At 35.4% G+C, this 22,405-nt stretch carries 20 protein-coding genes; 8 read left to right on the forward strand and 12 right to left on the reverse strand.

Going from position 1 to position 22,405, the window contains the following annotated elements:
- Nucleotide 1 precedes the first annotated feature (1 nt).
- Nucleotides 2-1,105, reverse strand: a complete 1,104-nt coding sequence (locus KFZ70_RS01940) for a bestrophin family protein (protein ID WP_139698372.1) — start codon at nucleotides 1,103-1,105, stop codon at nucleotides 2-4.
- 123 nt (nucleotides 1,106-1,228) lie between these two features.
- Between KFZ70_RS01940 and KFZ70_RS01945 the strand changes: the two genes are divergently transcribed.
- A complete protein-coding gene (locus tag KFZ70_RS01945; RefSeq protein WP_139698371.1) occupies nucleotides 1,229-2,989 on the forward strand; it encodes an aromatic amino acid hydroxylase in 1,761 nt (586 codons plus the stop codon).
- Here the strand turns inward: KFZ70_RS01945 and KFZ70_RS01950 are convergent, their stop codons facing one another.
- Nucleotides 2,990-3,739 (reverse strand): enoyl-CoA hydratase/isomerase family protein, encoded by a 750-nt coding sequence (locus tag KFZ70_RS01950; RefSeq protein WP_139698370.1) that lies wholly within the window; start codon nucleotides 3,737-3,739, stop codon nucleotides 2,990-2,992.
- 116 nt (nucleotides 3,740-3,855) lie between these two features.
- On the opposite strand from KFZ70_RS01950, the gene KFZ70_RS01955 reads away from it, so the two are divergent.
- On the forward strand, nucleotides 3,856-4,167 hold the full coding sequence (locus KFZ70_RS01955) for a rhodanese-like domain-containing protein (protein ID WP_139698369.1): 312 nt from the start codon (nucleotides 3,856-3,858) through the stop codon (nucleotides 4,165-4,167).
- On the opposite strand, the gene KFZ70_RS01960 is transcribed toward KFZ70_RS01955, so the two are convergent.
- The 3 genes from KFZ70_RS01960 to alaS all read right to left on the reverse strand — a co-directional run bounded on the left by KFZ70_RS01960 (nucleotide 4,156) and on the right by alaS (nucleotide 8,744).
- Complete coding sequence (locus KFZ70_RS01960) at nucleotides 4,156-4,770, reverse strand: DUF4230 domain-containing protein (RefSeq protein ID WP_139698368.1); 615 nt, start codon at nucleotides 4,768-4,770, stop codon at nucleotides 4,156-4,158. The two genes, KFZ70_RS01955 and KFZ70_RS01960, sit on opposite strands and share 12 nt — an antisense overlap.
- A 392-nt stretch (nucleotides 4,771-5,162) precedes the next feature.
- Nucleotides 5,163-6,128 (reverse strand): GSCFA domain-containing protein, encoded by a 966-nt coding sequence (locus tag KFZ70_RS01965; RefSeq protein WP_139698367.1) that lies wholly within the window; start codon nucleotides 6,126-6,128, stop codon nucleotides 5,163-5,165.
- Nucleotides 6,129-6,131: 3 nt separating this feature from the next.
- On the reverse strand, nucleotides 6,132-8,744 hold the full coding sequence (gene alaS, locus KFZ70_RS01970; RefSeq protein ID WP_139698366.1) for an alanine--tRNA ligase: 2,613 nt from the start codon (nucleotides 8,742-8,744) through the stop codon (nucleotides 6,132-6,134).
- A 216-nt stretch (nucleotides 8,745-8,960) separates the two neighbouring features.
- Here alaS and KFZ70_RS01975 point away from each other — a divergent pair, with 216 nt between their 5' ends.
- From KFZ70_RS01975 to KFZ70_RS01995, 5 genes are read left to right on the forward strand one after another with little or no spacing between them, the layout of a single operon-like run.
- Nucleotides 8,961-9,932, forward strand: coding sequence for a M23 family metallopeptidase (locus tag KFZ70_RS01975; protein ID WP_139698365.1), 972 nt, complete (start codon nucleotides 8,961-8,963; stop codon nucleotides 9,930-9,932).
- Nucleotides 9,932-10,261 (forward strand): MerR family transcriptional regulator, encoded by a 330-nt coding sequence (locus KFZ70_RS01980; RefSeq protein WP_139698364.1) that lies wholly within the window; start codon nucleotides 9,932-9,934, stop codon nucleotides 10,259-10,261. Before KFZ70_RS01975 ends, KFZ70_RS01980 begins: the two co-directional genes overlap by 1 nt.
- Nucleotides 10,262-10,272: 11 nt before the next feature.
- Nucleotides 10,273-10,869 carry a LemA family protein gene (locus tag KFZ70_RS01985; protein ID WP_139698363.1) on the forward strand — a complete coding sequence of 199 codons (597 nt, stop codon included), beginning with the start codon at nucleotides 10,273-10,275 and terminating at the stop codon, nucleotides 10,867-10,869.
- Between the two features lie 17 nt (nucleotides 10,870-10,886).
- Entirely contained in the window at nucleotides 10,887-11,327 is a 441-nt protein-coding gene (locus KFZ70_RS01990) for a TPM domain-containing protein (protein WP_139698362.1), read from the forward strand.
- Nucleotides 11,328-11,341: 14 nt separating this feature from the next.
- Nucleotides 11,342-12,166, forward strand: coding sequence for a YgcG family protein (locus tag KFZ70_RS01995; RefSeq protein WP_139698361.1), 825 nt, complete (start codon nucleotides 11,342-11,344; stop codon nucleotides 12,164-12,166).
- Between the two features lie 12 nt (nucleotides 12,167-12,178).
- Here KFZ70_RS01995 and KFZ70_RS02000 read toward each other — a convergent pair whose 3' ends face one another.
- The 5 genes from KFZ70_RS02000 to der all read right to left on the reverse strand — a co-directional run bounded on the left by KFZ70_RS02000 (nucleotide 12,179) and on the right by der (nucleotide 19,104).
- A complete protein-coding gene (locus tag KFZ70_RS02000; protein WP_139698360.1) occupies nucleotides 12,179-13,369 on the reverse strand; it encodes a DUF6786 family protein in 1,191 nt (396 codons plus the stop codon).
- A gap of 10 nt (nucleotides 13,370-13,379) precedes the next feature.
- Nucleotides 13,380-14,384, reverse strand: coding sequence for a sugar kinase (locus tag KFZ70_RS02005; RefSeq protein ID WP_139698359.1), 1,005 nt, complete (start codon nucleotides 14,382-14,384; stop codon nucleotides 13,380-13,382).
- Between the two features lie 208 nt (nucleotides 14,385-14,592).
- Nucleotides 14,593-17,172 carry a TlpA disulfide reductase family protein gene (locus tag KFZ70_RS02010; RefSeq protein WP_139698358.1) on the reverse strand — a complete coding sequence of 860 codons (2,580 nt, stop codon included), beginning with the start codon at nucleotides 17,170-17,172 and terminating at the stop codon, nucleotides 14,593-14,595.
- 39 nt (nucleotides 17,173-17,211) lie between these two features.
- Nucleotides 17,212-17,667 (reverse strand): protein-disulfide reductase DsbD domain-containing protein, encoded by a 456-nt coding sequence (locus KFZ70_RS02015; RefSeq protein WP_139698357.1) that lies wholly within the window; start codon nucleotides 17,665-17,667, stop codon nucleotides 17,212-17,214.
- Between the two features lie 132 nt (nucleotides 17,668-17,799).
- Nucleotides 17,800-19,104, reverse strand: a complete 1,305-nt coding sequence (gene der / locus KFZ70_RS02020) for a ribosome biogenesis GTPase Der (RefSeq protein WP_139698356.1) — start codon at nucleotides 19,102-19,104, stop codon at nucleotides 17,800-17,802.
- 166 nt (nucleotides 19,105-19,270) lie between these two features.
- On the opposite strand from der, the gene KFZ70_RS02025 reads away from it, so the two are divergent.
- Nucleotides 19,271-19,783 carry a GTP-binding protein gene (locus KFZ70_RS02025; protein ID WP_139698355.1) on the forward strand — a complete coding sequence of 171 codons (513 nt, stop codon included), beginning with the start codon at nucleotides 19,271-19,273 and terminating at the stop codon, nucleotides 19,781-19,783.
- Nucleotides 19,784-19,826: 43 nt separating this feature from the next.
- On the opposite strand, the gene KFZ70_RS02030 is transcribed toward KFZ70_RS02025, so the two are convergent.
- Both KFZ70_RS02030 and era read right to left on the reverse strand, forming a co-directional pair.
- Nucleotides 19,827-21,344: a choice-of-anchor I family protein gene (locus tag KFZ70_RS02030; RefSeq protein ID WP_139698354.1), complete on the reverse strand. Its 1,518-nt coding sequence runs from the start codon at nucleotides 21,342-21,344 to the stop codon at nucleotides 19,827-19,829.
- Nucleotides 21,345-21,489: 145 nt separating this feature from the next.
- Complete coding sequence (gene era / locus KFZ70_RS02035; protein WP_139698353.1) at nucleotides 21,490-22,374, reverse strand: GTPase Era; 885 nt, start codon at nucleotides 22,372-22,374, stop codon at nucleotides 21,490-21,492.
- Between the last annotated feature and the right edge of the window lie 31 nt (nucleotides 22,375-22,405).

Consider the following 22,405-nt stretch of genomic DNA (forward strand, 5'->3'; position numbering starts at 1 on the left):
TTTACATAATAATATCATTCTGCCAAGTGTAGGGCTTGGGTATATTGGTATCATCTATTAATTGCCTAATATCTATCTCAATACCTCTGCTTAAATCTGTAATAGGTACATCATTGGGGCCTCCTTCAAAAGGATTTTCGGTATTTTCTCCAATAATTTCCATGGTATGAAAAACCCATGATATTAAAGCACTAAATGGTACTGTAAACCAAACAAAATGTTTGGCCATAAACTCTTGCCCTCTATGAATCCAAGAGACTTGGTGTTCATGTTGATTTAACAACTCAAATATTGTGGTACCAAATGCATCAAATTCCTGCATCATACCATAAGGCAAGAATAGAATAAATACCCATACAAAAATATAATTGAGTGTTGCAAATTGTCTGGGGTAAGGAAAATTCTTAATCCGCTCACTCTTTCCTTGTAAATCATAAAATTCTACCAGCATATTCATCATTTCCATATGCCTAAAATCTTCAATCAATCCTGCTTCCATTAAGTCTTTTAGCCTCCTTGACTGAATACCCAATATTTGAGATGCCTTATTTCCTTTTGCAAAAACCTCTCTAAAATCTGAAGTGTCTAAATAAGGCTTTATAGCATTTTCTAGAGGGACACTTTCTTCTAAGACCTGATACTTGGAGTCTCGAAACTCCATATTTGAGCGTTGTTGCTTTATATGCATTTCCCATGGTCTTTCAGCTCTTAGCTGATATCTAAGTGCTGTTAACCAAGCAACATGCCTATGTACAAGCTCTTTTTTTATACTTTGCAAATCCTCATCACTCAAATTAGAAAATGTATGGTCATTGGTTATAAAATCTTTAACCATAATGGTCCAAGAACGAGAAGCATTAACTATGCCTCCCCAAATTTTCCTTGCCTCCCAGAGTCTATCATAAGAAGCATTGTTCTTGAATCCAATAATGAAGGCTACGGCAGTACCTAAAACACCGAGTGGTAACCAAGGCGCATGTAACCATTTTAACTGTAAGACATCATACAAAATCACAGGAATAGCTCCTAGAAAAAGAAATAAAAGAATATGCCGACGCGTCCATTTTAAAACGACACTTATAGGAAAAATTCGTTTCGTGTACATATTGTGCTTTTGTTATAAATATATAGAATAACTTTTTAAAACAGCCCTTAAACCACAAATTCTTAATCTAAAGAAACTCTCTGATATTTTGTATTTTTACTAGAGTACTTTATAGACTTAATCATGGAAAATCATTTTGAATCAAATGACATTTTAAAGCGATTACCCAAACACTTAAAGCAATATATAAAACCTCAGAACTATGCTCATTATTCTGCCATAGATCAAGCGGTTTGGCGCTATGTGATGCGAAAAAATGTTAATTTTTTAAGCAAGGTTGCACATGAATCTTATTTAGAAGGTTTAAAGCAAACAGGCATTTCCATTGATGCTATTCCTAACATGTATGGTATGAATAGAATTCTAAAAGATATTGGTTGGGCCGCAGTAGCTGTTGACGGATTTATTCCTCCCAACGCCTTTATGGAATTTCAAGCTTATAATGTTTTAGTGATTGCCAGCGACATCAGGCAACTTGAACATATTGAATACACACCAGCTCCCGATATTATTCATGAAGGAGCTGGTCATGCGCCCATTATTGCCAATCCTGAATATGCAGAATATTTAAGACGTTTTGGTGAAATTGGATGCAAAGCCATTTCATCAGCTAAAGATTACCAACTTTATGAGGCGGTAAGGCATCTATCTATAATTAAGGAAGCTGCAAATACCTCCCCAGAGGCTATTACAGTTGCTGAAGCTAAGGTTAAAACCCTTCAGGATAACATGGGAGAACCCAGCGAAATGGCAAGAATTCGAAACTTACATTGGTGGACGGTTGAATATGGTTTAATTGGTTCTGTTGAAGGTCCTAAAATTTATGGTGCCGGACTTTTGTCTTCTATAGGAGAAAGTGCTTATTGCATGACAAATGAGGTAAAAAAACTTCCCTATAATATTCAGGCAGCGTATAAGGATTTTGACATTACAAAGCCACAACCACAGCTTTTTGTTACGCCTAATTTTGCTCATCTCAGTCTTATTTTAGAAGAATTTGCTAACACTATGGCTTTAAGAAAAGGCGGACTTTCAGGAATAAATCAATTAATTACATCAAAAGCTTTAGGCTCTGTTGAGCTGAGTACGGGCATACAAATTTCTGGCATCTTCACACATGTTATTCCTTTTGAAGGTAGGCCCATATATGTTCAAACCACAGGAAAAACAGCGCTGGCCTATAGAGAAAAAGAACTTGTAGGTCATGGTTGTAAAACACACCCTGAAGGTTTTGGTTTTCCAATTGGGAAGTTAAAAGGTATTAATTTGGCTATAGAAGACATGAGTCCCAGGGATTTGGCTGCTTATGATATATTTGAAGGCAAAACAGTAGCTTTAGAATTTGAAGGCGGTATAACCATTTCTGGAGAAATTATTACGGGTAAACGCAACCTACAGGGTAAAATTATTCTCATTAGCTTTAAAAACTGTACGGTAAAATATCATGACACCGTTTTATATCATCCTGATTGGGGGATTTATGACATGGCTGTTGGTAAAGAAGTAGTATCTGCTTTTTCTGGTCCTGCCGATTTAAACAGTTTTAATCTTATTACACACACACCTTCGTCATCAACCATTCACATAAAAAAATCAAACGAGCGCTTAGCATTGGAGGCATTATATCAAAAAGTGCGTGATTATAGAACAAAAAAAAAACCTGATGTATCTGTCACTAAGATTTTAAAAGAACTTCAGGCATCGCATCATAAAGATTGGCTCTTAGCTATTGAACTTTACGAATTAGCCTTTCAGCATGAAAACCAACAACTTTGCTCAAACATTATGCATCATTTAAATCATGTAAAACAACAGCGTCCTGAAGTTGGTAAATTAATTGATGACGGCCTGCTTATTATTCGTCAAAAATTGTTAAAAAACTAATTATCGGAAACGCTTCAAGGTCTTTTTAGTAAACTTGCTTAACACCAAGGTTCCACTAATTTCGGCACGTTCTGTAAGCAAACTATCCCAATGTTCCGTATTTTTCCAAAAAACGGTTTTCATTTCTTTTAAAGCTTCAGGATTATACCCTGCTAACTTTTCAGCAAGGGCTTTCACGGCTTCATCTAAAGCATTCGTTGTTTCAAAAACCTCAGCAAACAACCCTTTTTCTCTAGCAAAACTAGCTGAAAAAAATGTTTCGGCATCTATGGTCATTTGAGACATAGCTGCAACACCAATTTTTCTTGACACCGCCGGTTCTATCACAAAGGGCCCTATACCTATACTAAGCTCACTCAACTTAATAGAAGCATATTGATTGGCCAAACAATAATCTGTTGCAGCTGCCAAACCTACACCACCACCAACTGCTTTTCCTTGTATTCTACCAATAATAATTTTGGGGCAGGTACGCATGGCATTGATCACTTTAGCAAATCCCGAAAAGAATAACTTGCCGGCCATAGCATCTTCTATAGATATCAACTCATTAAAACTGGCTCCTGCACAAAAGGTTCTATCGCCACCACTCTTTAAAACAATAACTTTAACCGCGTTATTCGTTCCTGCTTCCGTAATACAAGTTTCTAAGCTTGACAAGATATCACTAGGCATTGAATTTCTATTAGGATGATAAAACTCAATATATCCTACGTTGTTTTCAACCGTCATAGTCACATAAGGTTCCATAGCTTTACTTTTTTAAACCATGAATATACATAAAAAAAATGGGCGCACATCCTTTGGTAACCCATGTTACAAAGAGATAACGATATAATAACTTAATTTGCAAGAAAAATAAAGTTATGGGATTGTTAGATTCACTATTTGGTAAAAAAAATGATAAAATAAAAACGTTAAATGCTCAAGGAGCCATCATCATTGATGTGCGTACACCAGGCGAATATCAACAAGGCGCTATTCCTGGTTCTAAAAATATGCCTTTGCAAACCATTCAATCAAAAATAGCATCGATAAAAAAACTAAATAAACCTGTTATTACCTGTTGTGCCAGTGGGATGCGATCTGCCAGTGCTGCCTCTATTTTAAAAGCTAACCAAATAGAAGCTATTAATGGTGGTGGTTGGCATAGTTTATATAAAAAACTAGGGATTTAATTGCTGCAAATCATCCATACTATTCAACGATGTATCGTGATACTGAAGTGTCCAGCCCAATGAATTAGTGAGTATATAGAATTTAGCTAATTCACTGACCAATCTGTTTTTTGCATTTTGCTTTAAGTTGGATGCTTCAATTTTTTTATGGAGTGATGCTTTAACAATAGCCTTAATATTGTTATAATCTTTAGCCTCAAAAGGATTTAGAAAATCGGCCTGAACATCATAATATTCAAAATCGGGACTAATCTTTACTTCTGCTTCAGGCAGCCTTAAAACATGAAGTGTTTTAGCTTGTTCATCAACACGAAACTCAATTTTGTTTAAATCGTAGGCAATGGTTACATCAGCATTAACCACTACCAATGCTTTCTTTTCGGAAGTAAAATAATCACTTAAGATTTCTTTGGAATTTTTATAGTTAAAAACCTCACTAAAATGCCCTTCGGTTACAACGAGTTTACCTACGTTGTTAATTTGTTCTAAAATGAGCTCTGAACTTTGCTGAAGCTGGGTTGCTTTTTCCTTTTTCTCATCACAATACTTAAAAGAAAACAGCACAACCAAAGTTATAAAAACACCAAATAAAATTTTTCGCATGTACTAATTTAGGAATTATTTTTAAGTAAAGAAGCTATAGCTAAAAAACAAAAAAACATCAGTTTCCTTCGACATAAGAAGACTAACCAATGTATTTAATAAAATTTAAACTAACACCCCAAAATTACAGCTATTCTAGATTAAAAAGTTTAAATCTTTGTTAAGAAATCTTTATACAAAAAAAGCACCTGTTGTTTCTCATTTATCTGAGAATGTCAACAAATGCTTTTTAATATGAACTGATTAATAGCAAAAACTAAAATAACTTTATTCATATAATTACCATTATTTCATCGATGAAATGTTTTATAAAAAAGATTAAAAGCTAAAGACTACGCTCAGAAAAACTTAAACCTCTAACGTGTCTAAATTTTGACTAAAAAATATAGGTTTTAAAAACGAATATGTTCATATTGTCTCTGAATTTTATCTATTTTTTCTTCAAGATTATTCAAAAATTTTTGATGTGATTCTGAAGATGGATGAAACGGTTTATGCCTTAATCCTTTCTGAATGGTATCAACAAGACTCATTGTTTTATAAGATGCCTCTGATATCCAGACATCTTTAAAGTGATTCCATATATAATTGATGGCTAATGCAGATGGATGCACCATATCTTCTTGATAAAAACGATAGTCTCTCAATTCATCAAGCATAATCTCATAAGATGGAAAATAATTCGCTTTGCATGCATTGTCTTGATTATGATACGCTAAGAACTGATGAACAGCCGTCATAAGATGGGCTTTACTTTGTGTGTTTTCCACAAAGCCATCTTTCAAATGTCTAACAGGAGACACCGTAAGCAATATGGTCGCATCTTTATTCTCGTCTCTTATTAAACGAGATATATTTTTTAGCGCTTCCACGATGTCTGCAACAGACAAAAGTGTTTTTTCAAAATGTGCTTGAGGCACTTTATGGCAATTGGCTACTGCCTTTTGAGATGCAACGTGTTTATACACCCAAGCTGTACCCAACGTAATAACAATGTGGGTTGCCTTTGCCAAGTGTTGCTTAGTCACCTTTAGCTGTGTGTTTAAATGCTTAACTAAGGCTTCTTTTGTTAAATCACTTAACCTAGAATGTGCATCAAAACAATGCCATTGTTCGTTATAGAAAAACACATCGGTATCTGTATAATGTTCATGACGTATGGCGCGTGAAATTACATTTTCTATGGCCAACGGATGGAATAAAATACCAAACGGATTCTGAAAATGTTTAAACTTAAAATAGTTTAACTGTGCGGCGATATTTTCAGAAAAACAGGAGCCAAACAAAACGATATTAGAATGATAGTCTATAACATTCTCAGACCTTTTTTCTAATAGTATTTTTGTTTGGAGTTGCAAGGGTTATAAAATATACTCTTTTGCCTTTACCAGTGCTTCATCAATACCTTCTGGATTTTTACCTCCTGCGGTAGCAAAAAACGGCTGACCACCGCCACCACCTTGAATATATTTACCAAGCTCTCTTACTACTTGTCCTGCATTTAAACCTTTTTCGGCTACTAACGCTTTAGAAATATAACAGGATAATAGTGCTTTACCCTTTTGCTCGGTTCCAAAAAGCAAAAATAAATTATCATACTGGCTACCCAACTCAAAAGCGACATCTTTTAAACCACCTGCTTCTAAATTTAATTTTTTAGCTAAAAATTGAACCCCATTTATCGCTTCTAATTCATTCTTTAAATTTGCCTTTACATTTTTCGCCTTATCTTTGAGTAACGCATCAATCTCTTTTTTCAATGCGGTATTTTCTTCTTGTAAATTTTTAATTGCTTTTACAGGCTCCTTGGCATTATTGAGCAGATCTTTCATTTCAAAAAACAATCGGTTATTTTCAAAATAAAAATCTTTTACAGCATCATTGGTAATAGCTTCAATGCGTCGTATTCCTGCTGCAACGGCTCCTTCAGAAATAATTTTAAAATGCCAAATATCAGCCGTATTTTTAACGTGTGTTCCACCACAAAGTTCAATAGACTGACCAAATCTAATAGAACGTACGGTATCTCCATATTTCTCACCAAACAGACTCATAGCTCCATCGGCTATAGCTTCTTCCTTAGGAATATTTCGCTTTTCTTCTAAAGGTAACTTCCCTTCAATTCTTCGATTTACAAAATTTTCAACCTCACGCAATTCGTCTACTGTTAGTTTTGAAAAATGAGAAAAGTCAAAACGTAAATATTTTGAATGCACAGCACTTCCCTTTTGCTCCACGTGGGTACCTAGCACTTCCCTTAAAGCCTGATGTAATAAATGTGTTGCGGTGTGATTGCATTCTGTTCTGTGACGTTGTTTAGAATCTACAACTGCCTTGAAAGATTCATTAAGATGTTCTGGTAAATTCTTTGTGAAGTGAATAATAACATTATTCTCTTTTTTAGTATCTAGAATATATACTACATCTCCATGTGTATCTTCTAAATACCCTTTATCTCCTACTTGCCCACCACCCTCAGGATAAAAAGGTGTGGTATTAAAAACCAACTGATACATATCACCATCTTTTTTTGATGATACTTTTCTGTATCGGGTTATGTTTACGGTGGCTTCGAGTACGTCATAGCCTACAAAAGTTTCTTCTGATGCTTCAGATAAAATAGTCCAATCATCAGTAGATATTTCACTTGCCGCTCTAGATCTTGCCTTTTGTTTTTCTAATTCTTGATTAAACGCCTTCTCATCAAGGCTTAAACCTTTTTCCGATAAAATTAACGCTGTTAAATCTATAGGAAACCCATAGGTATCATAAAGTTCAAAAGCCTTCTCTCCTGAAACTACATCGCCTGATGTTTCTTCAACAATTTTATTAAGCAATACTAAACCTTGCTCTAGTGTTCTTAAAAAAGACTGTTCCTCTTCTTTAATAACATTTTCAATTAAATGCTTTTGCGCCTTCAACTCAGGAAACGCTTTTCCCATTCTATTACTTAGTACACCTACCAACCTGTAAATAAAAGGCTCCTTTTTATCTAAAAATGTAAATCCGTAACGAATAGCACGTCTTAGTATTCTTCTAATAACATACCCTGCTCCTGTGTTACTTGGCAATTGACCATCGGCTATTGAAAATGCTACGGCTCTCACATGGTCTGCTATAACACGAATGGCAATATCAATTTTTTCTTCCTTTTGATAAGTCTTATTGGTTATAGTTTCAATTTCTTTAATGATAGGAGTGAAAACATCTGTATCATAATTAGACTGCACCCCTTGTAACACCATGCACAGCCTTTCAAATCCCATACCCGTATCAATATGTTTATTGGGCAATACTTCCAGAGAGCCGTTTGCTTTTCTATTATATTGCATGAATACCAAATTCCAAATTTCAACAACCTGAGGGTGATCCATATTTACAAGCTCTTTACCTGAAATTTTAGCTTTTTCTGCTGCTGAACGGATATCTACATGAATTTCACTACAAGGACCACAAGGCCCTTGGTCTCCCATTTCCCAGAAATTATCTTTTTTATTTCCTGTTAAAATACGGTCTTCAGAAATATATTTTTTCCAAATATCAAAAGCCTCGGTATCCATCCCCAAACCATCTTCTTCACTGCCTTCAAAAACCGTTACGTATAATATATCTTTATCAATTCCGTAAACCTCGGTTAACAGTTCCCATGCCCAAGCAATAGCTTCTTCTTTAAAATAATCACCAAAACTCCAGTTTCCAAGCATTTCAAATAAGGTATGGTGGTAGGTATCATAGCCTACTTCCTCTAAATCATTATGCTTTCCAGAAACGCGTAAGCACTTTTGGCTATCTGCAATTCTGTTATTTTTTGGTTTAGCATTTCCTAAAAAATACTCTTTAAAAGGTGCCATTCCTGAATTGACAAACATCAATGTAGGATCATCTTTTAACACCATGGGAGCAGAGGGTACTATACTGTGCTTCTTTTCTTCAAAAAAACTTAAAAACTTTGAGCGTACTTCTTGTGACTTCATGTAATATTCTTAAAATCTTGCTACTAAATTTTTATTGCAAGTGTAACAATCTTTATTTTTTTGCTACAAATTTATTGTAAATTTAGAACAGCGTTTACATACAAATCGATTATTATTACAATAAGGGTATAATAATTTTTTTGTAGGTTTGTTCGTTATCAAAATCGAAGCTTTTGCATCGCTTTAATTTTCAGCAAAAATAGCATAATTTAAGAAATGAGTAAGGTAAAATATTATTACGATCCAGATACACTGTCTTACCGTAAAATAGAACGTAAAAAACGTACCACGTTTAAATACTTGGTATTTTTCCTTTTGGCTGCCGCTTTCTTTGCTTTTATTTTTGTTTTTGTTGGTAGCCAATATATTGAATCACCCAAAGAACGTGCCTTAAAGCGGGAATTACAAAATGCACAACTACAGTTTCAATTGTTGAACAAAAAAATGGAACAAGCAGAAACGGTATTGGCTAATATTGCCGAAAGAGACAATAATATTTACCGCGTTTATTTTGAGGCCAACCCCATTCCTGAAGAACAACGAAGAGCAGGTTTTGGTGGGATAAACCGATACAAAAACCTTGAAGGTTTTGATAATTCAAAATTGATTATTGAGAGTAATAAACGCTTAGATATTTTACAAAAGCAAATTGTTGTGCAATCAAAATCTCTTGATGAAATTGCCAAATTAGCGGAAGAAAAAGAAAAATTACTGGCCGCTATACCTGCCATTCAGCCTGTAAACAATGTAGACTTAACCCGAATGGCATCAGGGTACGGTATGCGCTCTGACCCTTTTACTAAAGTAAGAAAAATGCATTGGGGGATGGATTTTACGGCACCAAGGGGCACGCCTATTTATGCCTCTGGAGATGGTGTTGTGAAACGTGCCGATTCACGGGCTACGGGCTACGGAAAACACATTAGAATAGATCACGGCTATGGATACATGAGTTTGTATGCACACCTTTACAAATACAATGTTAGAAAAAACCAAAAAGTAAAACGTGGTGATTTAATAGGATTTGTGGGAAGTACAGGGCGTTCTCAAGCACCACATTTACATTATGAAATATGGAAAGATAAAAAACGAATTAACCCTATAAACTTTTACTACGGCAGTTTAACTGCTGAAGAATTTAACAAACTACTGGAGCACGCTTCACTAGAAAACCAATCATTAGACTAATGCATATAGACTTACCAGAAAAACGATATTACGCCATAGGTGAAGTTGCCAAAGCGTTTAACGTTAATGCGTCGCTCATTCGTTTTTGGGAAAAAGAATTTGATGTATTAAAGCCGAAAAAGAATGCTAAAGGCAACCGAAAATTCACGCCAGAAGACATTAAAAATTTAAAGTTTATTTATCATTTGGTAAAAGAACGTGGGTTTACACTTGAAGGCGCAAAAACACATCTGAAAGAAGAAAAAAAACAAGCCCTGACTAATTTTGAGATTATCAGCAAGCTTGAAGACGTAAAAAATCAACTAATTAAAATAAAACAACACTTATAAAACTTACTATCATGAAGAAATTTTTACCATGGATTATTGTAGCCCTTGTCGTTTTTGGTCTTTACTCTTGGGTAAAAGGCTTTAATAATACGGCTGTAGATTTAAAAGAAGACGCAACTAAAACCTGGGCTAACGTTGAAAGCAGTTACCAGCGTAGAAATGATCTTATTGGAAATCTTGTTAAAACAGTTCAAGGCGCAGCTGATTTTGAACGTGGCACATTAAAAGATGTGATTGAAGCTAGAGCCAAAGCCACTTCTATGAACATTGACCCCTCAAATCTTACACAAGAACAAATGGCTAAATTTAGTGAAGTTCAAAGTGGATTATCTGGCGCTTTAAAAAGCTTATTAGTTACCGTAGAGCGTTATCCTGATTTAAAGGCTAATCAAAACTTTTTAGAGTTACAGAGTCAGCTAGAGGGCACTGAAAACAGAATTAATGTGGCGAGAGACCGCTTTAATGAAGCCGTAACACCATACAACAAGCACATTAAAACTTTCCCTAATTCTTTATTAGCTGGCGTTTTAAATTTTGATGACATGGCCTATTACAAAGCTGAAGCTGGAGCTGAAAAAGCACCCGATGTTGAATTTGATTTTAAATAAGATTAAACGAGTTGAGCATGTCAAAAATTGAAGCGTTTTTAACACCCGAGGAAGAACAAGAAATTGTTGAGGCTATTCGGCTTGCAGAACTCAACACTTCAGGTGAAATACGTGTTCATATTGAAAAAACTTTGCAAGGTAAGGATGCCAACCATCGTGCTCTAGATTTATTTTATGCCCTAAAAATGGACAATACTAAACTTCAAAATGCGGTATTGATTTATATCGCTGTTGAAGATAAAACCTTTGTTATTTATGGTGACAAAGGGATAAATAACGTTGTGGAGAACGACTTTTGGAACTGCACCAAAGACATCATGCAATCACATTTCAAAAAAGGCCTATTTAAGCAGGGCTTGGTTGAAGGTATCTTGAGGTCTGGTGAACGTTTAAAACAACACTTTCCTTATTCAGACGATGACATTAATGAACTTACTAATGAAATTTCAAAAGGATAGAACGCCCCTCTACTATGCAGCAACTCGCCTATTTTAAATCATCATTTTTAAGCAGCAAAAGATTTCGTCTTTTAGTGCTCCTTTGGTTGGGTATTACATCTGTAGTATTTGCGCAGTTTGACATACCCAAAAAACCTGAATTTCAAACCAGTGTTTATGACTATGTTAACTTGCTTTCTTCAGCCGAAAAGAAACAGCTTGAACAAAAGCTCATAAAATATTCTGACACAACCTCAACGCAAATTGTACTCGCTATCATTAGTTCAACCAAAGGCGAAAATATTAATTACCTGGGAGCAAATTGGGGGCAAGCTTGGGGTATTGGGCAAGCCAAGGAAGACAATGGTATTTTAATTCTTCTTGCTAAGGATGATAGACGCATTGCTATTAATACAGGTTACGGCGTTGAACACCTCTTAACGGATGCGCTTTCAAAACGTATTATAGAACGTAACATTATACCTTATTTCAAAAAAAATGATTATCCCGGTGGATTAAATAGCGGTATTGATGCTATTTTTCAAGTCCTCAATGGCGAATACAAAGGCAGTCGGAAATCAAAAAAAGAAGAACCTCCTTTAGGCTTCATCATTTTTCTGATTATCATATTTTTCATTATCCTTATTTCCATATCTAAAAACAAACGTGGTGGCGGAGGAAAAGGCGGCCATAGACTAGACAGCAGGGATCTATTTGATGCTATTATTCTAAGCAACATGGGCAGAGGTAACTACCGTAGAGGTGGCACCAGCGGTTGGGGTGGTAGCTCCGGCGGCGGTTTTGGTGGAGGATTTGGCGGTGGTGGCTTTGGCGGTGGCGGTGCTTCTGGTGGCTGGTAGCGTAATTACAATTTAAGGCAAAGCATTATCAATAGTGGTTAAATCAACACCCAACACTTGTATGGCAATAGCATTAAGAACGTCTTTTGTGCCCTCAAAATGATAGGTTTCATGCACATGAGACAAACTTTCTCCAACCTTTAAAGTCTTAGCAGGTGATGATGTTTCTAACTCATAAAAAGGACCAAAAGGCCCGATATCTCCCCAAGTACCATCATTAAAAACATTAATAACGTCGCCCCTAAAAGGCTCCGGATTCTCTGGATGCGCGTTTACATAGTCCTGCTCTCCAGCAAATCTAAACCGAACAATGGTAAGCAAATCAAGTTCTGGACTATAGCTACCAAAATATGGCATAGTATGCTCTGGCAGCGTGCCTATTTTGTTTAAATAGTTAGCATCTGCCTTATAGAATAGGATATTATTCTTTATGTTCAGCCTAGTACTATCTACTGGTGTAAAATAAACTGTTGCATCTGTTGCCTTTCCTCTTAAAGGAATCACTACAGTAGTTTGAGGAGTAGGCTGCATACAACCTAATTCCCAAAGTGAAATAAGCCCTTGATTTTTGGACCAGTTAACCTCTCCTATATTAGTCATTGTGGTTTTAGCCTTAAAAGCAACATAATCTACTTGATTTAAATCGATTTTTAAGCGCTCTATGATTTGATTCCTTTTAATGAGTGCTATGTCTCGGACTACATCCACGTAAAAATCAAAACCTTTCACGTTCTTTATATGCATTTTTTCGCCTAAAACAATGGAGGTATTTGTTTTTTCTAAAACCTTAAACGGAAGTTCATCCAAATCTTTTGGTGCTTTCCTTACCTCTTTCTTCGTATCTGGATGAATTTCAGCAAACACATTATTCTCCCCTTGATCTGGGCCAAACCAAATTCTACTAGCGCCCCCTACTTTACTCATGTTTTGCTTGGCACTATCACTAGCCATAATACGTTTATTAAACCAACCATAACTAGTTCCATTTATCCCTTTTGATGTACTAGAAAACACTCTACCTTGAAAGTTTGGAGATACTATGATTTGTCTATCCCCATCAGCTAAAACTATTGGATTTGCATATTGTTTTAAAAAGTTTAAATCGTCTCCAAAACGCCCTGTAGGATAGGTTTTATTACAACTAGAACTTACAAGCACTACGATTAAAATCAGCGGATAAAAACAACTTCTTACTACAATCATAAATTTTAATTTATCGGTTAAAACGACCTGAAACATTGCCTTCAAGTATTCCTGTAACTTCAGCTATAGTAGCGTAATTGACATCTCCTTGATAGGTATGCTTTAGGGCACAGGCGGCACTTGCAAATTCCATAGACTTGTAGTCATCATAATGCTGTAATCCATAAATTAAACCAGCGGCGAAGGCATCACCGGTTCCTATTCTATCTACAATATGGGTAATATCAAAATCCTGTGTTTCTCTAAACTCTTTGCCATTCCACATTCGGGCTCTAATTTTATGCCAAGACGAATTTATGGATGTTCTTATTTTATCAAACACTTTGTTTATAGTTGGAAACTTTTCCATTAATAATTTACTGGCTTGAATAAACTCATCATTACTATAACTATAGTTGGTTCCTAACACCTCATTCATTTCATTAATACCGCCAATAAATACGGTTGAACATTCTAACAACTCGGTGAGTGCTTCCTTGGCATTAACACCATATTTCCATAAACCACTTCTATAGGTAGGATCTGCCGAAACTTGCATACCTTTGGCTTTGGCTAATTTTAAACCTGCTTTTAAAGTGTCATAGCTTCCTTGGGTTAAAGCGGGTGTAATCCCCGTCCAATGAAACCAGCTACCTTGTTTCAACGCTTCTTCCCAATTCACCATATCAGGCTGAATACTTGAAAATGCCGAATGTGACCGATTATAAGATATAGAGCTAGGCCGCATCACCGCACCCACCTCTAAAAAATACACCCCTAAAGGTCTGTTGGAACGGACTATTGCGGTGGTGTCAAGATCAAATTTATTTAAATAGGAAATAGCCGTGTCTCCAATAAAATCGTTAGAAATACAAGTAATATGTTTCACATGACCACCAAAATGAGCAATGGACAAACCCACGTTTAATTCCGTTCCTCCAAAATAGAATTCTAAGGTATTGGCTTGTATAAATTTTTTGTTTCCAAATGGCGATAAACGCATTAAAACTTCTCCGAAGGTAATGATAGTACTCATGAAAAATGGTATTGATTGCTAACCAAATGTAGCAATAAATCTAGTTTTAAGCACAGTTACTCATGAGTATTCAGACTAAAATTATACAAATTTTAGGGTTTGAATATTCAAATTAAGATGCAAACGGTGATGCTACGATGAATAACAGCTTGCATTAAAATAATTATGTTTTATTTTAGTATACCTTGAAACTATTTCAAAGTTAAGTTTACTTTTCCAGCTCTTCTTTTAAAATTCGCCTCAAGGTTTCATTTGACCTTGGTCTCATTTTAGACTTCACAATTGCTCCTTTTTTATCAACCAGGGTATAATGTGGTATTCCTCTGATATTAAACTTTTGTTTTAAATAATTCCATTCATCATTCGATACCCTGTAATGTTCGCCTTTAATATTGGCAATGGCATTTTTCCAGGTGCCTTCTGGTGAACTTGGGTTAGTTATGTACAAGAACACAACATCTTCATCTTTCATCATTTCTTTTAAGGGTGCAACTCTTTTTATACCCGATTTACAAGGCCCACACCAGGTTGCCCAAAAATCAACGTAAACCACTTTACCCTTAAACTTTTCAAGCATGGCATCAAACAGTTCATCGCCTTCTGTTCGCTCAACATTATGAACAGTATAGCCGCCTTTAGTTTTATTCACCGCAATAGCTTGCTTAGTCTGCTCATTCAAGCGTGCTAAATAGGTTTTAATAAAAGGCGTGTGAATACCTTTTTGAATTCGATTGAGAGTTTTATCACTGAACACCTTATAATCTTCAAAGTTTCTGTAGAAAGCCTGCATTTGCACGACATCTTGTAAAAAGGATTGTTTGGTTTCAAAATAGTCTTGAAGTTTTTCTTCTGTAATCCTCATTGATCGTTCTCTGAAAATATCGGAACTATTTGCACTATATTTCTCACGGAACAATTTAAGTTCGTTTGCAAATTGTTCATTAAACAACCGTTCTTCCTCTCTTTCTTCTGGTGTTTTTAAAGTTCTCAAAGCAGAGACCATCGCCGCTTCATCTTGGGTAATTTCTATATCTTTGGTTTTTAAATAGGATGCTGCTTTTACGATAAAAGGTTCGTTGGGATTATCCAGAGCTTTTAAGAAGTCCCCCATGTCCTTAAAGTGTTCCTTATAGTTCTTGAAAAAACCTTGTTCTATCTCACCATATATCTCTCTATAGGCGCGAACCTTGGCAAGTATTTCTGGTGTTTCTATGGTCTTACTAAACTCCACCATATTCAATTCTTCAACACTTAGTTCAATATCTAGTTCTTGAAAAAATTCAGCAATTTCAACCTTTGATAAATCTAAAGAACTCATTGATCCTGATCTAAATAAGTCTGAATAAATCAATCGATTAGTAAAAAAATAATAGTTATTTGATAAAGTTAATAGGGTATTATCTGCAATAGTTTTGGGTAGAAAACCATAATAATCATTGCTAACCTCAAACTCTTCAAAAGGCATTTTATCTTCTTCTTTTTTTGCCTTTTTATTTTGATATTGCAATGACCGCCTGTACATACCATAACCCAATAGTTGATTGTAATGTTCTAATTCAAGCTCAATATTTTTTATTTGAACTGCCTTTTTACTCAAGCTGTGTTGCCTTTGAGAATCGGATAGTTTCTTGGTGGCTGCGTCGTACAAACCGTTGCAAATGATCTTATAAGCCTCTGGTGATAAGGTGCCTATTTTCTTTCTTACATCGATATCCAAACTCAAGCGAATATCTTTTAATGCCTCAAGGTCTGTATTAACACGGGCGTTATCGCCCATAAAGAGCGAGTTCTTGCCATTAACATAATGAAAGGTTTCTGTATTTGGCTCTAAAAAAACGGTGTAAGTCCCTGAAAACATAGGTACATAAACGGTTTGCGGATGTGTTAAAGGGAATTTTACTTTAAAACTTCCATCCTCGTTAATTTTTATTAAATATGATTCTTGATCTCCTTTAAAAAGATTATTCACATGAACCATGGCGGTTTTTTGCCCCAATTTTTCAGTATAACCTTTAATAGCACCCGCGTATGTTGTAGAATCTGTTCCAAAAGTTACGGTTTCAAACGCCTTATTATTGACGAAACTATACTCCGGATTTACACTTTTAGATAGACTATACGTATTTAAGGCTTTTGACGAGCTACCGAAGGCTACATGGCCGTTTTTAGATTTTTTGGCATAAATGGTTTTTAATTGTCCTTCTCTTTCAAGTAGAATGGTGTATTTCTTTCCTTTTTGGGTTACCGATTTGTAATTCCAAACTGCAGCATCCACCAAGGCGTTTTCCCTCTGAAAAGCAAAATCCCAACGGTTACTGCCATCAGCTAAAAACCAGTTCCCTATCAATTCCTTAGGTAAGCTATTGGCGTTTTCATCTTCTTGTAAAATGATATTGTAGACAAACCAATTACCTCCTTCATTGGCTTCTCCAAAATCGATTTGTTTCACAGATTCATCGAGTTTAGGAAAATACAAGGCATATGTGACTTCTCCAGATTCATCCATTGTATGCTTTACCCCAATTTCAATGCCTTCGGCTTTTGTAACAAATAGTTTTTCACCATTATTAACATCTTGAATAAAAGATTTTTTAGGCACTGAAATCCAAATACCTGGTTTTACTTTAATGTGAAAATGTAAAACTGTGTTGGAATCATTTAATTCTATTTTAGTGATTGTACCTGGGATACCATTTAACCCACATTCAGGGTTATCTATGCTTTTTTGTTGAGCAAATAGGCAGGTGCTCAAAAAAGCCATCACTAGGGCTACGACATTGTTTTTCATGTAAAGGTGTTTAGATGATTAGTATTGATTTTTTTGTATTTATAGCTTTATTTCAAAGTCTTCATATTCCTGTATACATTGTTGGTTATCGCAGGTCATAAATTCAATTTCTCCAACTATTGCAAATGGCTTATTAGTTAAACGTTTAACCTTTTGTTTAAAAACAGCTTTATTCTCAAAATAAGTCACCTTCATTTCAAAAACTGCTTCATATACGGTTTTACCTTTCTGTTCAGCAGGTTTGCCTATGAGCTTAATATTTGAATTGTTTTCAAATACAAAAACTGTAGGGAGCGGTCCGTTTTCAGGAACCGTTTGACTGTACAAGTGCCAATGATCATCAATATTTGCTATGAATACCAGGTTGAATTCAGATGCTGAAAGTGTTTCAATAGTAGTAGTCCACTTGACAGGCTTTAAAATTTGAGCTGAAACGGTAGCCGAAAATAGAACAAATAATACCAATAGCGGCTTCATAGAGTAAGTTACTTGCATTTGTTGTTGTAGCGAATATATTACTTAATTAGTGAAATATTCTTAAACAAAACTTAAATAATGAAAATATTAACTTACAAGTATATGAAGGGTGAACTGTGAACTAAATGCTAAAAACCATCAACCAATAAATTACTTCTTCCGCATGTAAATACTTATAGGCACACCATGAAAACCAAAATTATCTCGAAGTTTGTTTTCTAAAAATCGTTTATAAGGATCTTTTATGTATTGTGGGAGGTTACAGAAAAATGCAAACTGCGGCTGTGGTGTAGGCAACTGCATGATGTATTTTATTTTCACAAACTTTCCTTTATATGCTGGTGGTGGGTAACTTTCAATAATAGGTTGCAAAACATCATTTAACTCGCTCGTTTTAATTTTTTTACTTCTATTATTATATACCTCAACAGCGGTTTCTATGGCTTTAAAAATACGCTGTTTGGTTAACGCCGAAATAAAAACAATAGGCACATCTGTAAACGGTTCCATTTGTTTACGTATCACCTTTTCATATTCCTTAACCGATTTGTGGTCTTTCTCTACTAAATCCCATTTATTAACCAAAACCACAATACCTTTTCTGTTGCGTTCTGCCAGCCAAAAAATATTTTGAACTTGACCATCAAAACCTCTATTGGCATCAAGTACCAGCAAACAAACGTCGGCATGTTCAATGGCACGCACACTGCGCATTACAGAATAGAATTCTAAGTCTTCTTTAACCTTTGACTTTCTTCTGATACCTGCCGTATCCACCAAATTAAATTCAAATCCAAAACGATTATATTTGGTATCAATGGCATCTCGTGTTGTTCCGGCAATATCAGTAACAATATACCTATCTTCACCAATTAAGGCATTTATAAAAGAGGATTTTCCGGCATTTGGACGACCAACAACTGCAAATCTTGGTAAATCTTCTTCAACAACATCTTCTTTCTCTGGCAAGGCTTCCACTAAGGCATCAAGCAATTCGCCTGTACCACTACCATTTATACTCGCAATGGTGTAGTACTCACCCAATCCTAAGGCATAAAATTCAACAGCATCTTCAGCCCGCTTCGCATTATCAACTTTATTAACCGCTAAAAAAACGGGTTTACCAACCCTTCTGAGTAGTTTTGCTACATCTTCATCCATGCCCGTAACTCCAGACTCTACATCAACCATAAAAATAATAGCATCAGCCTCATCAATAGCCAACTCAACCTGTTTATCAATTTCAGCCTCAAAAATATCATCACTCCCTAAAACGTAGCCTCCTGTATCAATCAGCGAAAACTCTTTACCATTCCAATCACTTTTACCATAGTGACGGTCTCTAGTAACTCCACTCACGGCATCAACTATGGCTTCTCTACGCTGAATTAATCGATTAAAAAATGTTGATTTACCAACGTTTGGCCTTCCTACTATTGCTACTATATTACTCATATTCTATTATTAGAGGTAACAGGTTAACACCTATAAACTTATGGTTTCCTGAAAACTTTTGCAAAAATAGGAAATATACTTAAGGCCTCATCTTTTTTAAGTGAAAGAATAAAATTTATGAATATGAAAAAAAGTAGTATTTTACCCTAAACTAAACGCATACCGTATGGCGCTTTCTAATGATATTGTTTTAAGACCTCGATTTAAAATTAAAGTGGAACGTTACAACCAATCCATTTTAAGTGATTTTAAAGCTGCTAAAACCACGCAAACCGATTTTATAGTCACTCAAGTAGATGACCATGTGTTTATTAAATTTCCAAAACATAAACAAACATTTTGGTCGCCTCAACTGCATTTAGAAATAAATAAAATAGACGATAATAGCAGTATCATTTATGGCTTATTTGGCCCCAATCCTACCGTTTGGACCCTATTTATGTTTTTACATTTTGTGGTGGCCTCCATTTTTATTGCCTTTGGTATTTGGGCGTATTCCAATTGGACTTTGGAAAAAGATATTGCTATTCAGGTAAGCATGATGATGTTTATGGTGATAATTTGGATTGTGCTTTATTTTGCTGGTAGTATTGGAAAAGCTTCAAGCAAACAAGAGATGCATGCCTTGAATGATTTTATGCACCAAGTATTAGGAACGGAACAAAAAAAAACGCCTTAACTGGCGCTTTTTCACTAATTCAAATTTGAAACGCTTTTGGCTTTTACTGAATATTTTCATAGAAACTTACCGTTCCGCTAACCTCATTTGAAATAACAAGTAAATCCTTTCCGTTGGGACTGTCGGCCGCAGGAATAACCAATAACCCTTCAGGACCTACATCACCGGTATGAGACAAAATATCCATAAAAACAGGCGCTACAGGATTGGTTACATCATACATTAACACTTGATTATTGCGTTCTAAACCAACAAATAAAATATAGCGCTGATTGCCCATATTTAATACAGTTACTGCTTCTGGCTCAGCACCTTTATCATCACTTCGTTTATCCCCACCATTAAAAGCTTCTGGTGTTTTTGCTAAAGTTTCTTTTGAAATGCTATTTCCGCTGTCATACAGTAAATTTCCAGATTCAGACCAAACACTAAAGGAACGTGCCCCGTAGTTGTATATTTGATCTACATCACCATCATTATCAATATCACCCAACGTACTCGTGGTTTTCAATCTTCCTAAATTGATTTCATTTTGAAAATCATCTGCCAGCGGATACGCTGTTTCATCTAAAGTTAAATCTTCTACTCTTAGCTCTTCACTATAGCCACCATAATCTCTAGCATCACCTTCATTGGCTGAAAAGATATACGTAGTTCCTGAAATATTTATCGACGTTATAGCATCGGGTTGATAAATACCTAATACAGGCCAATTCCTTAAAGCCTTTACCCCATCTTTATCACTGGCATCAATTGCATTTCCTACGGCATTAAAATCTTTAAACCCTAGCGGATAAATAGCTTCAATGGTTTTAGTTTCTATGTTCACCTTTGCCATACCATTATTTTCTTGCAACGATACCCACGCCGTTTTTGAATCATCAGAAACAGCTACATATTCTGGCTCTACATCTTGTGCTAATGTGGCTCCTGGGCCAAATACTCTAAACCCTTGATCTGCCAAAGCAGCTTCTTGACCGTTGAATACAGAAAAATCTAAAGTTGTTACAGAATCATCAGACAAATCTATAATGCTTACCGTTCCTAAAGGATCTATGGTATAACTATCATTAGGCTCACCTTCATTGGCTGAAATAATAAGTTTACCATCTTTTGAGAAAATGACCATATCAGGTAAAGCACCTACGATAAACTCATTCAATAACTTTAGATTAGCTGTATTATACACTAAAACTTTACCTGGATTTTGTTTTGGATCAGCCTCAACAGCCACAGCCAGTTTTCCTTTATGAACTGCTACGCTATTAGGCGCACCATATGCAGATAAATCAATTAATGCTTCTGTTACTGGGGCACTTAGGTCTGAAATATCATGCACCGAAATGGCTGTTGATTCAACATTTACAGTAAATAATCTTTTTGAAATAGGATCATATGCTGAAATTTCTGAAGCGCCCTCACCTCCTACTTTTATTGAAGATTTGTACTTAAAATTGACTTCTGTATTTACTACAGGCCCTTTAGGCACTTCGCCATCTTTTTGACATCCGAAAATTGCAGCAACGCATACTGCACTGATGATTAGTTTGTTAAATTTCATCTGAATACAATTAAATTTTAGTTATTTCACAGATGGAATTCTCCAAATTTAACTTCAGAGCATTCATATCTGCTTGTTTGTTTTAGCAAATATGAAACCCAAAGTTTATGTAAAAGTTACCGTATTAAAAAGGTTTTATTAGGATTTACTGGTTATTGTAACCAAAACGTTTCAGCTGGCTTTGATTACTACGCCAATTCTTGTTAACCTTAACGTACAATTCAAGATGTATTTGTTTTCCAAAGAAGGTTTCTAAATCCTTTCTGGCTTCTACACCAACACGTTTAAGCGCACTCCCTTTATGACCAATGATAATGCCTTTTTGTGTGTCACGCTCTACCATAATGACAGAACGCACTCTTATAATACTGTCTTCTTCATGAAATTCTTCGGTATCCACTTCTACGGCATAAGGAATCTCCTTCTTGTAATGCAGCAATATCTTTTCACGAATGGTTTCATTTATAAAAAAACGCTCTGGCTTATCAGTCAGTTGATCTTTAGGGTAAAATGGCGGCGACTCTGGTAATAATTCAATTATTCTGTTAAACACTTCTTTTACATTAAATCCTTCTAAAGCCGATACGGGATAAATCTCAGCATTAGGTACTTTCTCTGCCCATAACTGCACTTGTGTTTCTAACTGCTCTTGATCTGATTTATCTATTTTGTTTAATAGTAATAGAACTGGTATTTTAGAATGAATTATTTTATTAAAAAATGCTTCATCCTTTAGAGATTGTTCGCCTATTTCAACCATATAAAGTAACACATCGGCATCTTCAAAGGCAGATTTTACAAAATCCATCATGGAGGTTTGAAGTTCATAGGCAGGTTTTATAATTCCTGGTGTATCACTTAGCACAACCTGAAAATCATCGCCATTAACTATACCCAAAATACGATGCCTTGTGGTTTGAGCCTTTGATGTGATTATAGATAATTTTTCACCAACAAAAGCATTCATTAATGTTGACTTGCCAACATTAGGATTTCCAATGATGTTGACAAAACCGGCTTTATGACTCATTTTCATTTATTTTTTCTGGTTGCAAAGTTAC

The sequence above is a fragment of the Allotamlana fucoidanivorans genome, from assembly GCF_045788535.1.
Lineage (GTDB): Bacteria > Bacteroidota > Bacteroidia > Flavobacteriales > Flavobacteriaceae > Allotamlana > Allotamlana fucoidanivorans.